Source organism: Lentilactobacillus kosonis (assembly GCF_003864335.1).
In the GTDB taxonomy this organism is placed as follows: domain Bacteria; phylum Bacillota; class Bacilli; order Lactobacillales; family Lactobacillaceae; genus Lentilactobacillus; species Lentilactobacillus kosonis.
The window spans coordinates 1-13681 of record NZ_BEXA01000003.1; the positions used below are offsets into that span (position 1 = coordinate 1).

General features: G+C 37.7%; 11 protein-coding genes and 3 pseudogenes. 3 read left to right on the top strand and 11 right to left on the bottom strand.

The features are described 5' to 3' along the window. Positions 1 to 98: 98 nt before the first annotated feature. A complete protein-coding gene (locus NBRC111893_RS05325; protein WP_125008274.1) occupies positions 99 to 1415 on the bottom strand; it encodes a DEAD/DEAH box helicase in 1317 nt (438 codons plus the stop codon). A gap of 30 nt (positions 1416 to 1445) precedes the next feature. Continuing rightward, positions 1446 to 2441: a Gfo/Idh/MocA family protein gene (locus tag NBRC111893_RS05330; protein ID WP_125008275.1), complete on the bottom strand. Its 996-nt coding sequence runs from the start codon at positions 2439 to 2441 to the stop codon at positions 1446 to 1448. 156 nt (positions 2442 to 2597) lie between these two features. Here NBRC111893_RS05330 and NBRC111893_RS05335 point away from each other — a divergent pair, with 156 nt between their 5' ends. Continuing rightward, a complete protein-coding gene (locus NBRC111893_RS05335) occupies positions 2598 to 2930 on the top strand; it encodes a DUF4828 domain-containing protein (RefSeq protein WP_160114450.1) in 333 nt (110 codons plus the stop codon). Here NBRC111893_RS05335 and NBRC111893_RS05340 read toward each other — a convergent pair. The 3 genes from NBRC111893_RS05340 to NBRC111893_RS05345 are packed head-to-tail and all read right to left on the bottom strand — an operon-like array spanning position 2924 to position 4569. Continuing rightward, complete coding sequence (locus tag NBRC111893_RS05340) at positions 2924 to 3694, bottom strand: GH25 family lysozyme (RefSeq protein ID WP_125008277.1); 771 nt, start codon at positions 3692 to 3694, stop codon at positions 2924 to 2926. The genes NBRC111893_RS05335 and NBRC111893_RS05340 overlap by 7 nt on opposite strands. A gap of 28 nt (positions 3695 to 3722) precedes the next feature. Then, complete coding sequence (locus tag NBRC111893_RS11235; protein ID WP_225417666.1) at positions 3723 to 4013, bottom strand: MurR/RpiR family transcriptional regulator; 291 nt, start codon at positions 4011 to 4013, stop codon at positions 3723 to 3725. Next, positions 3961 to 4569, bottom strand: a complete 609-nt coding sequence (locus tag NBRC111893_RS05345) for a MurR/RpiR family transcriptional regulator (protein ID WP_225417606.1) — start codon at positions 4567 to 4569, stop codon at positions 3961 to 3963. The genes NBRC111893_RS11235 and NBRC111893_RS05345 overlap by 53 nt, the downstream gene beginning before the upstream one ends. Positions 4570 to 4853: 284 nt before the next feature. On the opposite strand from NBRC111893_RS05345, the pseudogene gntK reads away from it, so the two are divergent. Beyond that, positions 4854 to 6418: pseudogene (gntK, locus tag NBRC111893_RS05350) on the top strand (gluconokinase). Between the two features lie 44 nt (positions 6419 to 6462). Beyond that, positions 6463 to 7815: a gluconate:H+ symporter gene (locus NBRC111893_RS05355; protein WP_125008278.1), complete on the top strand. Its 1353-nt coding sequence runs from the start codon at positions 6463 to 6465 to the stop codon at positions 7813 to 7815. 87 nt (positions 7816 to 7902) lie between these two features. Here the strand turns inward: NBRC111893_RS05355 and NBRC111893_RS05360 are convergent, their stop codons facing one another. From NBRC111893_RS05360 to accA, 6 genes and pseudogenes are all read right to left on the bottom strand, one after another. Continuing rightward, positions 7903 to 8475: a TMEM175 family protein gene (locus NBRC111893_RS05360; protein WP_125008279.1), complete on the bottom strand. Its 573-nt coding sequence runs from the start codon at positions 8473 to 8475 to the stop codon at positions 7903 to 7905. Between the two features lie 120 nt (positions 8476 to 8595). Further along, positions 8596 to 9165: a TMEM175 family protein gene (locus NBRC111893_RS05365; RefSeq protein WP_160114451.1), complete on the bottom strand. Its 570-nt coding sequence runs from the start codon at positions 9163 to 9165 to the stop codon at positions 8596 to 8598. A gap of 109 nt (positions 9166 to 9274) precedes the next feature. Further along, positions 9275 to 10896 (bottom strand): annotated as a pseudogene (locus tag NBRC111893_RS05370) (ABC-F family ATP-binding cassette domain-containing protein). Between the two features lie 285 nt (positions 10897 to 11181). Next, positions 11182 to 12006, bottom strand: a complete 825-nt coding sequence (locus NBRC111893_RS05375; RefSeq protein ID WP_125008281.1) for a biotin--[acetyl-CoA-carboxylase] ligase — start codon at positions 12004 to 12006, stop codon at positions 11182 to 11184. Between the two features lie 126 nt (positions 12007 to 12132). Continuing rightward, a pseudogene (fabI, locus tag NBRC111893_RS05380) lies at positions 12133 to 12890 on the bottom strand (enoyl-ACP reductase FabI). A gap of 20 nt (positions 12891 to 12910) precedes the next feature. After that, positions 12911 to 13678 (bottom strand): carboxyltransferase subunit alpha, encoded by a 768-nt coding sequence (gene accA, locus NBRC111893_RS05385; RefSeq protein WP_125008282.1) that lies wholly within the window; start codon positions 13676 to 13678, stop codon positions 12911 to 12913. Positions 13679 to 13681: the final 3 nt, after the last annotated feature.

Below are 13681 nucleotides of genomic sequence, written 5' to 3' on the forward strand. Positions count from 1 at the left end.
CCGGGATCAACCGCTTAGGAGGCGGGTGCCCTATCCAGTTGTGCTATGAGGCCAAAACAACCTCTTAATTTTCTCATTTTTCAAAGAGGTTGTAAAGCTTAATTATTGCTCTGACGCTGATGACGCATTCCTTTACGCTTTGAATGCTTATTCTTTTTCTTCTTAGAACTCTTAGGCTGACTCGTGACGGTCTTATCCGATTTAACTACTGGTTTACCCGATTTCAAACCTGGTTCTGTTGACTTAGACTCGGTATTCTTCAACTGCTTTGTGTCTTTGCCTCGTTGGGCCGGCTTCTTGTCAGCAGCCGGACGTTTATCAACCAACTTGTTTTCATCAAAGTATAGTTGCGTTAACTCAGTCTTATCCCCAAGCAATTTCTTAAAATCACGGAAATCATGATCATCGCCTAAACTTAACACTAGTCCTTCTTGGTGCATACGAGCTGTTCGACCAGAGCGGTGAGTATACGTCTTATCATCTCGAGGCAACTCATAGTTAATGACTGCCGGCAGGTTATCAATATCGATTCCCCGAGCGGCAACATCCGTTACCATTAACAACCGAATCTTACCTTTACGAAAATCGCGCAAGGCATTTTTCCGGGCTAGCTTAGTTTGTTCACTCGTTAGCCGGCCAACTTCACGAATGTTTCGATGAGTTAAGTTACTGTATGTTTTTTGAAGTGTCGTTACCTTATCAAAAAATACTAAAGCTTTAAAGTTCGGAATGGCTAGTAATCTGGCTAGCATCAAGGGCTTTTTAATATTGGAAACCATCAAAAAGCCATGTGTCATTTTACCTTTACTATCATCAATATCGGTAACATCAATTAATTCAATATTCTGGTTAAACCATTGGTTAATGTTATCAATCACATTATTTCTCGTGGCTGAGAATAATCCTAACGTAACATCATCTGGAGCCATGTCAGCCATATCTCTAATGGGATCCAAGGTTTCTTCACTAAGCAAATTATCAGCTTCATCAATTACGATTGAATCAAGTTCGTGTAGATTCAACTTTCCTTTATCGATTAATTCAGAAATCCGGCCAACCGTACCAACGACAATTTCAGGATGCTCCTTTAATTTATCAATTTGCCGACTAATATTGGCTCCACCAATCGCTGACATAGCGGTTAAACCAATCTCTTTAGCCCAATCAGAAACCACTCGAAAGACTTGCATTGCTAACTCCGCCGATGGTTCCAAGATTAACATACTAATCTCACCGTCAACGCTCTCAATTCTTTCTAATAACGGCTCCATAAACGCAACCGTTTTTCCGGAACCAGTTGGAGAAATTCCAACCACACTTCTACCATCCAAAAGTGGTTTATAAACCTCGCGTTGGATAGCAGTTACCTCAGTAAATCCTAAGCGTTTCTTAAGTTGTTCAAATTCAACTAACAATAAATCTCTCCTATACTGCTCTTATGACTATTATTCATTAACAAAAACGATATTTGCGTCTTGGCGCAAATTATATAATACCTTATTAACATTAATACTTAATTGATTCCAATAACGATATAGCTTTTGATTATCGACATCATCTGGTGCCAAGATCACCTTTGCAAAATCAGCCGCTTCCTCAAGCATCGGATTATCTAAATTCTTATTACCAATTACAGTTCGCTTACTTTCATCATTATGGTAACTAACCTCAGTAATTTCACCGGCATCATCAATTTCAATAAAGTCTTTTAGCCCAGCAATTTCTGATGTCATTTCTGAATTCGACATCTTTGAAAAATTAAGTGTTACCACAAACTCAACATATTTCAATACTGCGGTTCCTTTGCCATCCACCCCAGTGTTAACCAATTTAGGGAAATAAGCCACTTCATCCGGTAAACCGAATAAGGTGACTGCATCATAAACCGTGTAAACTCCTAGATCTTGTAAGGCTCCCCCCGCATACTTCAGTGAAAAGACGTTTGGCTCTTCGCCAGCTAGCACCTTATCATATCTTGATGAGTATTTCGAGTACGTAAATTCAGCTCCAGAGATCGTATCCATTTCATTAACTTGCTTTTCAATTGCATGAAAATTAGCTGTATGGATATTACGAGCAGCTTCAAAGAACTTCACTTCAGGATGAGCTGCCAAAATTTCCTGAAATTGGGCCATTTGTCGCTGATTACTAAATGCTGGTTTTTCAATAATTACATTTTTACCATTTTCAACGGCTAACTTAGCTTGTTCAAAGTGCAAACTATTGGGTGATGCAATATACACCGTGTCAAAATCATCACTATTAAAAAATTGTTCTAAATCAGTAACTGTATTTTTCGCACCATTTCTAGTAGCAAATTCTTCAGCAGTCTCAATCTTTCGCGAATAAACAGTTGTTAATTCATACTCCTGTAAAGTCTGAATTGCCTCAACGAATTGTTGCGTAATCCAATTTGTGCCAATAACTCCAAGTTTAATCATTCGAACAACCTCCCTTTATTTATAATTGTAACAATGTTTTTACATGATTGACATTATTCATTAGTCATCCTGTCATTTTCTTTCGTTACAATACTACAAATTACGATAATCGCGAAACCTAACAACTATTGAATTAATGAATTGGGAGGTAATTCTTTGAAGTTAAACTTATTAAATAATCTTTGGCCCGCTAACAAGCCAGCCTATAAAAATCACAATCAAAATTCAGATCAAATTCCAGTATCTTTAGGAAAATACCAATATACTGATAAACAAGCTAATACCCATATTCTCGAAATCAATTCGACAGATAATTTCAAAATTGATCGTCATCCCTTAACTGTTCGCATGCAGCAAGCTATCCAAAATAAGCTTGTTTTTGTTGACAACTTTGGGTACAAGATCGAAATTAAAACTAACGCTGGCCAACCAGTTAAGTTTTATGATGAATCAACTAACTCAACTTATGATTTATCTGCTGCCTACTGACTCAAGTTACGGTTTAGATAGTTATGCCACTGATGGGCATTACCATTAAATACTGATTCGTTTAAAAAGACTGTCTGATTGTCCATCTTAACGTCAGCGTTTGAATCAACAAAAATAAACATTGCATCCGAGTTAGGGTGCCCTAGTTTACCATCACTTGTCCATAGTTGCTGACGACTATTTATTCTCATTCCTAGTTTCGATATCATTGACCGTCTAGTCCAAATTAAAACGGGGCGTTTATAATAATTCTTCAGCTTAGATATGAATAGTTTCAAATCCTTAGACACTCTCTTATAATTGAGAGTGTCTTCGTTATATTTATCGTAAGGTTGAACGGAAATTGCAATGGGCAAGCTTCCGGTATCGTATCCCACCTGCCGGGTAAAGTTTTTAAATTGTGCGTTTGGCGAACTACTAAAAGAAAAGACATGATACACTCCGATTGGGAGCTGAGACCCTTGGCTCCGCTGAAAATTATTGCTAAAACTGTCATCCGTGTAGACTGATCCTTGCGATGCCCGGAGATATACAAATTTATAACCATCGGTTTTTAACTGTTCAAAATCGATATAACCATCAGTTTGACTTAACGAGACACCTTTAATTGGATACTGTTTTAATAATTGGTTACGTTGATACCGATAAATTCCGTAACTCCCACCAACCACAATTAAGACCACAAAAAAGACAAGACTCCATCTCCAAAAGAGCCTATGCTTCTGAGCTCGTTTATATATTGGCTGAACGTCTTGTCTTTTCATTTAATAACATCACCCTATTGAGTTAAATTCAATTACGAGTACTTTCGATGATTCCTTGCACATTTAGAATCGTTTCCTCAGTATCTGGCCCCATGCGAACCGTTGACATCATAAATAAGGTATCAATGATGGTCATCTGAGCAATTAATGAATACATTCCTTCAGACCGATAATTTGCTTCGTCACTAGAAGAAATAAATGTAATATCACTATGCATCGCCAATGGTGAATCTCGATAACTCGTAATTCCAATGACAGTTGTTCCGTTATTTTTTAATGTTTCTAATATTTTTAAAGTTTTGCCGGTTTTTTCCTGAATGTGATACTACAACTGCACAATCTTCAGGCCCTAATTTCACTGCTTGCATCAACTGAACATCAAAGTCTGGATGATAAAAACAGTCAATTGAAGTTCTTAAAAATTTATGATATCCATCCAAAGCAGCAACCGCAGAACCACCTAGGCCAAAAAAGCCCAGTTGACGACAATTGATAATTCTAAGGACACTTCTAGCAAAATCACTTTCTTCAATACCTGCTCGAGTATCCTGCAATGCTCGCTGGGAACTATTAAAGGTCTTATCAGCGATAGTATTCAATGTATCATTAGCATCAATATCTTTAAATATTGGCAAATTCTGTGGACGAAGCTGAGTATAAGCAAGCGCCAGCGTGAACTCTCTAAAATTATTGTATCCTAACGTCTTAACCAGTCGCGAAACTGAGGCCGTTGATGTATTAGTCTTATCAGCCAGCTCTTCAATATTTGCTTCAGATGCCTCTTGTGGATGTTCAATAACATACCTAGCAATCTTTTTATTTGTTCTACTTAAATCGTCAAAATACTGTTTTAATAACTGCACCGGTGTACTCACAAACTTCACCCCTTAATGTTTTTCGTAATCTTTGTAAATATTTTACAACAAAAAGGTTGCTTTGTGAAATTTTTTTCCATATAATCTATTATAGCAATTAATTACAAACTTATAGAACACTTTAGTTGTTCTCGGGTTTACAAAATGCTAAATTTTAATTTGAAAGCGGTATCTGTAGAGAAAAATGTCTTAATTTGTTGATACAATTTATATTTTATCATTTAAGCTATTATATTTCGATACGATACCGCTCTTTTTGACTTTAAGAAAGGAAGTTATTTTTTATGGATTACACTTTGGGAGTAGACATTGGAACAACCAGTGTAAAAACCGTCCTTTTCGATACAAACGGAAAAGTTCATGGTTATTCAAACAATGGCTACACTTTGTATCAAGACATTCCTGATATGGCTGAAGAAGATCCAGATGAAATTTTCTCTGCAATGTCAGACGGAATTTCTTCAGTTATTAGAAAAGCGAACCTGGGAGAAAACGAACTTAAAGGTGTTTCGTTCTCTTGCGCCATGCACAGTTTGATTCTATTAGATGCTGACCACAAACCTCTAACCCGGGCTATCACTTGGGGTGACAACCGGGCCGTTAAGTACGCTGATGAATTGAAGAACAGTGATAAAGGTATGGAAATTTACCAACACACTGGTACGCCAATCCATCCAATGACCCCACTTTCTAAAATCATTTGGTTACGTAATGACAAGCCTGAATTATTCAAGAAGGCTCACTGCTTTGTCGGAATCAAAGAATATATCATTTACAAATTATTTGGTGTATTAAAAGAAGATTACTCAATTGCTAACGCAACTGGTCTATTTAACATTTACAACATGGACTGGGATGAAGAGGCCCTATCAGTTGCCGGTATTACTGCTGATCAACTGCCTGAACTAGTTGATACAACTTATCAATTAAAGGGTATTCATGAAGAATATGCTAAGGTATTAGGCATCTCTGCCGATGTACCATTTATTATCGGTGCTTCTGATGGCCCATTGGCTAACTTAGGTGTTAACGCTATTAAGCCAGGAGTTGTCGCTGTAACTATTGGTACTTCAGGTGCCGTTCGGGTGATCACTGACAAACCTCGGACCGATCCTAAGGCTCGAGTATTCTGTTACTACTTGGCTAAAGATATGTGGGTTGTTGGTGGACCAGTTAACAACGGTGGGGTTGTCTTCCGTTGGGTTCGTGATCAACTTTGTGCCCCAGAAAAAGTTACTGCTGAACAAATGCAAATCGATCCATATGACTTACTTACTGACATTGCAGCTAAAATTCCAGCAGGTTCTGATGGATTATTATTCTTCCCATTCCTTGGTGGCGAACGTGCCCCAATCTGGGATGCTACGCCCGTGGTTCATTCTTCGGTCTTACTAGAACCCATACCCGTGCTCACATGATTAGAGCCGCTCTTGAGGGTATCGTTTATAACCTGTACACAGTTATGTTGGCGCTCGAAGAAGTTGTTGGTAAGCCAACTAGCATTCAAGCTAGTGGTGGATTTGCCCGATCTGAGTTATGGCGCCAAATGTTAGCTGATATCTTCGAACAAGATGTGGCTATTCCTGAAAGTTTTGAAAGTACTGCACTTGGTGCCGCTACTCTTGGAATGTACAGTCTTGGCTTGATTGATAATTTATCAGATGTTGCACAATTTGTGGGGACAACCAATGTGCATCACCCAGAACCAGAAAACTTCACTGCTTACCGTGAATTGATTCCAATTTACATTCGCTTAAGCCGCTCACTTCAACCTGAATACAAAAACATTGCGGAGTATCAACGTCGAAATGTTAATCCAGATGAAAATAGTAGCGAAAGTAAAGCATAGTTTTTATTAAATAAGATACCAAATATTTTTAAAGGGGAATGAATATGAAATTAATTGCATTAGTAATCGGAATTATATTCCTATTAGTATTAATCATAAGATTCAAGATCAACACTTTTGTTTCATTAGTTTTAACCGCTGTAGTTACTGCTATTATGTTAGGGATGCCTCTTGGAAGCATTGCTGATTCAGTATCAACTGGTATTGGTAGTCAGTTAGGTGAACTTTCCATGGTCTTTGGTTTTGGTGCCATGCTGGGGAGGTTAGTCTCTGACTCAGGTGGTGCTTATATTATCGCTGAAACTATGATTCAACGATTTGGTAAGCAACGTCTTCAATTAGCTATTATGATTGCTTCATTTATTCTTGGAATTGCCCTCTTCTTTGAAGTTGGGATGGTTCTGTTAGTACCAATCGTATTCGCTATTGCCACTGAAGCCGGTGTGCCAATTCTGTTCCTAGGAATTCCAATGGCTGCCGCCCTTTCAGTTACCCACGGATTCTTGCCACCTCATCCAGCACCAGTTGCTATTGCTCAAGTGTTAGGTGCAAATGATGGTCACGTATTACTATACGGTTTCATTATTGCGATTGTGGCTGCTTATATTGCCGGCCCGCTATTCTCAAAAATTGCTCGTAGATACGCACCTGCTGCTTTTGATCGTAAAGGTAACCTTTCATCAATTGGTGAAATTAAACAATACACACCTGAAGAAGCTCCTTCATTTGGTATTTCAGTATTAACTGCTCTATTCCCAGTTATTTTGTTAGCAATTACTACGATTTACACGATGGCGGTTCACGGTGGTCAAGCACCAAAGAATCCATCAACTATTGACTCAATCATTGAATTTATTGGTTCACCAAGTATCGCAATGTTGATTTCACTATTCTTCGCAATGTGGAGCATGGGCTGGAATCGTAAACGAACTACTACCCAAATCATGGAATCACTTGAAAATGCCGTTAAATCAATCGCTATGCTACTATTAGTTATTGGTGGTGGTGGTGCCTTCAAGCAAGTTCTTATTGATGGTGGTGTAGGTAAAGAAGTTGCTAAACTCTTCATTAACTCATCTCTATCACCATTAATTCTTGGTTGGTTAGTGGCTGTTGTTCTCCGGGTTGCTTTAGGTTCTGCTACAGTTGCTTCACTAACTGCCGCAGGTATTGTTGCTCCTTTAATGACTCAGTCTGGAGTTAACCCTGCATTAATGGTTCTAGCCATTGGAGCTGGATCATTAGCCGCATCTCACGTTAACGATGCTGGTTTCTGGATGTTCAGAGAATATTTCGATTTAACAGTTAAACAAACATTACAAACTTGGACAGTCCTTGAAACGGTTATTTCCGTTGTTGGTATTGCCATGGTTATGCTACTAAGCTTAATTGTTTAGTTACTTGTAATTAATAAATAATAAGTAAAGCACCTCAGAGATTATCTCTGAGGTGCTTTTTTATGCCTTAACTTTATTTAGATAAACCTATAATCGTTCTCGCTTTTCATCTCTAAAATTAAATCTAACACTAATAATCATCAATATAAACGTACTAATTAAACCAATCGGTGGCCAAAATGACAAAGCAATCAACGCGACAAACAGGATTGTATATCTAATAACGACAGCAATCGTAGTTTCTCGATTAATCTTGACTTCCGAACTAGGATTAATTCTCACTAGGGTCATTTGCGTCACTGAATACATAATTGTCCATAATGTGGTAATTAACATATATGTTAGCTCTGGTTGCCAGTGAGTTGGATATTTACCCACCCAAGATGTTGCAAACGGGATGCCGGTTAGCACTAAAACCCAAATCGTATTAGCCAAGTAGACCATTAAATCCACCCGTTTAGCCCTAGCAAACATCATATGATAATTATACCAGGACAACATTACAAGTAAGAAACTGACTAAGTAAGCAAGCATTGCTGGGACTTGATGACGTAGTGCTTCAAAAGTAAAACTATCCGGCGCATGGATTTCCAAAACCATGATGGTTGCAGCGATTGCAACAATTCCATCGGTTAAAGCTTCCATTCGACTTTTATTCAATTTTTACCACCATCCTTATCTCAAATATATCGTACCGCAAATCATTAAATATTAAGGAAAATTCAATATGATGCTTGGTTTTCAAAATACATAAAATCATATTATTAAGAGTATGGCGGACTAATGAGGACGTTTTTCATCTCTAAAGTTAAATAACAGGCTGATTATCATTAGAATAATAGTACCAACTAATCCAACTGGTGGCCAGAAAGGCAAGATAATTAACGCGCCAATCAGAATTACATACCGTAAAATAATTGCTGATACAGATTCTTGATTAACATCGTTCTTAAGTGCTGGGTTAGCTCGTTTTAACATTTGAGCCGTTAATGAGTACATAGCGGCCCATAACGTGGTAATCACCAAGTATGTTAATTCAGGCTGCCAATGAGTTGGAAACATCCCGACCCATGAAGTGGCAAACGGAATTGCTGTTAGCACGAGTAACCACATTGTATTTGATAAATATACCCGCAAATCAACCCGCTTAACGTGTAAAAACATTAGATGATAACTATACCATGACAACATCACCAATAAGAAACTAATTAAGTAAGCAAGCATTGCAGGAACTTGATTGCGTAAAGTGACAAAGGTAAAGCTTTCTGGAGCATGAATTTCCAGTACCATGATTGTGGCCGCAATGGCAATAATTCCGTCAGTTAGTGCTTCCATCCGATTTTTATTCACGATTTCCCCCCTTTTATATATCATAACTCATCCTGATAATTTGCTAATAAAGTAACCTCAATAAAAAAGAACCCGCATAAACTAAGGTTTATGCGGGTTCTTTTTTTAATTAATCGTATAGATTAGCTAATTTATTTTGAACATCTGGATGGTTAAGAAAATCATCATAAGTAGTATCAGCTTTGTCAATAATTCCATTATTTGAAACTTCAACAATTCGATTAGCAATCGTTTGAATAAATTCATGGTCATGAGAAGTAAAGAGAATAGCTTCAGGAAAACTAACTAATCCATCATTTAAAGAAGTAATTGATTCCAAGTCCAAATGGTTAGTTGGATCATCTAAAAGTAAAGTATTTCCCTTCTCCAACATCATCTTAGATAGCATACAGCGGACTTTTTCGCCCCCTGAAAGAACTTTGACTTTCTTATCAACGTCATCCCCAGAAAATAGCATTCTACCTAAGAATTGGCGTAAAAAGGCATCATCGTCGCTACCTTTGGGTGCATATTGTCTTAACCAATCGATGATTCGAAGATCATTATTATTAAACTCACTAGTAAAGTCCCGGTTGATTGATGACAACTTAACCGTCTGTCCCCAAATCACTTCGCCAGAATCTGGCTCGACTTTACCAGCTAAAATTGCATCAAGGTCGTTGTGATTAAATCATTTCGACTAACAAACGCTGTTTTATCACCTGGTCTTAATGTGAAGGAAACATTGTCCAACACCTTAACTCCATCAATTGTTTTTGAAATCTTGTCAACTTGCACAAGATCATTACCTAATGGGCGTTCTGGTTCGAATTTGATAAATGGGTATTTTCTTGAAGATGGTTTAATATCATCAAGGGTAATCTTCTCAAGTTGCTTTTTCCGAGAAGTAGCTTGCTTAGATTTAGAGGCGTTAGCACTAAAACGTGCGATAAATTCTTGCAATTCTTGAACCTTTTCAGCTTTTTAGCGTTCGAATCTGAACGCATTTGGCAGCTAGTTCGCTTGATTGTAACCAAAATCGTAGTTACCCACGTACATCGTAATTTCACCATAATCCACATCACACATCATCGTACAAGTCTGATTCAAGAAATGCCGGTCATGAGAAACAATGATCACAATTTTTGAGTAATCAGCTAGGAAATTTTCCAACCAATTAATTGTATAAACATCAAGTCCGTTAGTAGGTTCATCCAGCAGCAAAATATCTGGTTCACCAAATAGTGCTCTGGCTAGCAAGACCTTAACTTTTTGCCCTTCAGTTAGTTCACTCATTAATTGTTGATGCATTTCTTCAGGAATTTCTAGTGATTGGAGTAATTGGGAAGCATCCGGTTCAGCATTCCAACCATCCATCTCAGCAAATTCTGCTTCTAAATCAGCAGCTTTAATTCCGTCTTCTTCAGTAAAATCAGCCTTGGCGTACAGAGCATCCTTGGCTTCCATTACATCAGCAAGATGTTGGTAACCTTGAATTACTGTCTGCATGACTGTTTGATCTTCAAAGCCATAATGATCCTGGCTTAAACTAGAAATCCGTTCGTTTTTATCCACATGAACTTCACCAGTGCTAGGTGAGAGTCGGCCATCAAGTAACTTTAGAAACGTTGATTTTCCAGCTCCATTGGCCCCAATTACTCCATAACAGTTACCTGGAGTGAACTTCAAATTAACATTATCGTACAGTTTTTTCCCTGAAATCTGTAATCCCATTTCTGAAATTGTAATCATTTAAACTAACCTCATATCCTTCTTGTATTATCTCTGTATTATCATCTATTGTTAATTTTAAATATATTAATCAGTGCAACGTTTATTTCTCTAGAATACCATGACGATTGCAATTCAATCGTTGGTTAAACCACCTGACATGTTACTCAGGTTAGTTATTAACACTGATATATTTTTAAACTACCAAGATCATTCATTTTATCATAGATACCCATAGCTTCGTCAAATATATTAAAAACTTAATCGCATAACGTGAGCTCATTTAATCAGCACTTTATTAAATCTTTAATGATAGTTACTATCAGGAATATTAACTTTTAACACATCCCCACTAACAATATGCCGTAATTCACCATTACTTAATTCAACGATGAGGTTACCACTATCATCAATATCACGAGCAATGCCCCGTATAAAGCTATTTCCAACTTGTACTTCAACTTTTTTACCGATTGTATCTAACACTTGCCGGTATCGGTCAATAATATTAACCGAGTTCAGACTATTTAGTTCCGCTATCAAATTCAAATAAATTTGAGCAATAATCGCTTCTCGACTAATTTTATTAATACTAGTGATAGACATTATTGCGCCTGCTTTGTTTTTTAAATCATTAGGAAACTCTTGCGTATTAAGATTAATGCCAATCCCTAAAATTAAATTGGACTTTCCAGAAACATCATCAATCAACTCTGCGAGGATGCCACCTATTTTAAACCCATGTGACAATATATCATTAACCCATTTAGCCGTCAGCTCTACATTAGGAAAATACTTTTTAAGAGCCTTTATAACAGCTACGGCAGCCCCCATTGTAATACGTCCTGGTTGCTCAAAATCAGGCTTAATATCTGGAACCAAAACACTCATATAAATTCCTGTGCCCTTAGGTGAATAAAATGATCGCCCCCGTTTTCCATAACCGTTAGTTTGAGAATCGGCTAATATGATCATTGGCTTGTCTTGAGTTGACTCGCTCAATAACCGTTTCAGATAATCATTAGTCGAGTCAATTTCATCAAAAATTCTGATAGTAAGATTTGGTCTACTTACCATTTTTTTCATTATTAATTTGTAAATCATTTGGTCATCCAATAAGCTTGTTTCCATATTAATTCACCATACTTAACATAAAATCATTTAAATCGATAATCGAAAAAGCCGTCCGGAATTTCCGGACGGCTTTCCTTATATATAAATAATAGCATAATTTTAAAAATCAAAATAAATCAAATATTACATTAGGTGGACGCCTTTGTCGACAAACACAGTGTCACCAGTCATCCCGGTTGAAAGGTCACTCATCAAAAATGCGGCCACATTACCAATTTCTTCAATTGTCACCCCCGCGTTGTCGACCGTAAATCCTTGAGACATTTTCAGCAACTCACTATGGCCTTTAATTCCGGTTACTGCCAACGTTTTAACGGCTCCAGCGGAAATTGCATTAACTCGGATGCCTGCTGACCCTAATTCCTTCGCTAAGTAACGCACGCTGGCCTCAAGCGAAGCTTTAGCAATCCCCATCATATTATAGTTTGGAATAGCTCTGATTGAACCGAAGTAAGTAAGAGTAATAATACTTCCTGGGTTGTTCAAGTATTGCTTAGCATATCTAGACACTGCAATGAATGAATATGCACTAATATTCTGAGCAAGGTCATAGCCTTCCTTTTTAGTATTAATCACACCATTCGTTAAGGTTTCTTTATCAGCAAACGCAATAGCGTGAATCACTCCATCGATTTTGCCATATTTATTACCGATTTTTTAAATGCAATTTCAATATTCGTATCTTCGGCAACATCACACTCAATCAAGTCTAAGTCTTCAGGAACAAATCGTTGAAGGCTGGTTTTAATTCGGTCATTTTGGTAAGTCAAAATAACTTTAGCGCCTTGATTAATCAACGCATTAGTACATCCCCAAGCAATACTTCTTTTATTAGCAACCCCCATTACCACAATGGTTTTGCCTGCTAAAATCCCATCCATTTTTTCTCCTCCGAATCTCTTCAAAACCTATCATAACGCTGATTTCGCTGCTCGATTAGTTCGTCAACACTCAAATCTCTTAACAGTTTAAATCGTTCATTTAAAAAATGTTTAAGGTCGGTAACGTCATCATTTGATTGAATCTCTGGTAAAATCCCTTCAATTACGTGTTCCTTTAGTAAAACCTCTGGAGTTAACCCCAACTCCTCAGCAGCTTCCGGAACTCGTTTGGAATCTTTCCACATAATACTAGCGTATCCTTCAGGAGATAGTACTGAGTAAATACTGTTTTCTAACATGTAAACCTCATCCCCGCAGCAAAGTGCGAGCGCTCCTCCGCTACCGCCTTCCCCAAGAATGATACTAATGTATGGCACCTTGAATTGTAGTCCCCGAATGATGCATTTAGCCACCGCCGAACCTTGTCCATGATATTCTGAATCAACATCTGGATATGCCCCTGGAGTATTTACCAAGGCTAAAATTGGGCGGTTAAACTTTTCTGCTTGTTCCATTGCTCTCAATGCCTTTTCATAACCAGCTGGCGTTGGACTGCCAAAATGACGATCAATATTACTCTCAGTGTCATCCCCCTTTGAGATCCCAACTACGGTGATTGGTTGCTCATATAAATAACCAATTCCAGCAATCACTGCATGGTCATCAGCATAACGACGATCCCCGTGAATTTCAAAGAAGTTCGTTAATAGTTGATTAACCAATGCCGTGGTCATAATTTTACTTTGACTTCGAGCAGCCAATACTTTTTCATAAGCTGAATTTTTCATTGT

Excerpts from the sequence above, each read along its gene's own strand:
- NBRC111893_RS05330 (WP_125008275.1), bottom strand. The coding sequence starts at position 2,441 with ATGATTAAACTTGGAGTTATTGGCACAAATTGGATTACGCAACAATTC.
- NBRC111893_RS05375 (WP_125008281.1), bottom strand. The coding sequence starts at position 12,006 with ATGGAAACAAGCTTATTGGATGACCAAATGATTTACAAATTAATAATG.
- accA (WP_125008282.1), bottom strand. The coding sequence starts at position 13,678 with ATGAAAAATTCAGCTTATGAAAAAGTATTGGCTGCTCGAAGTCAAAGT.
- NBRC111893_RS05355 (WP_125008278.1), top strand. The coding sequence starts at position 6,463 with ATGAAATTAATTGCATTAGTAATCGGAATTATATTCCTATTAGTATTA.
- NBRC111893_RS05340 (WP_125008277.1), bottom strand. The coding sequence starts at position 3,694 with ATGAAAAGACAAGACGTTCAGCCAATATATAAACGAGCTCAGAAGCAT.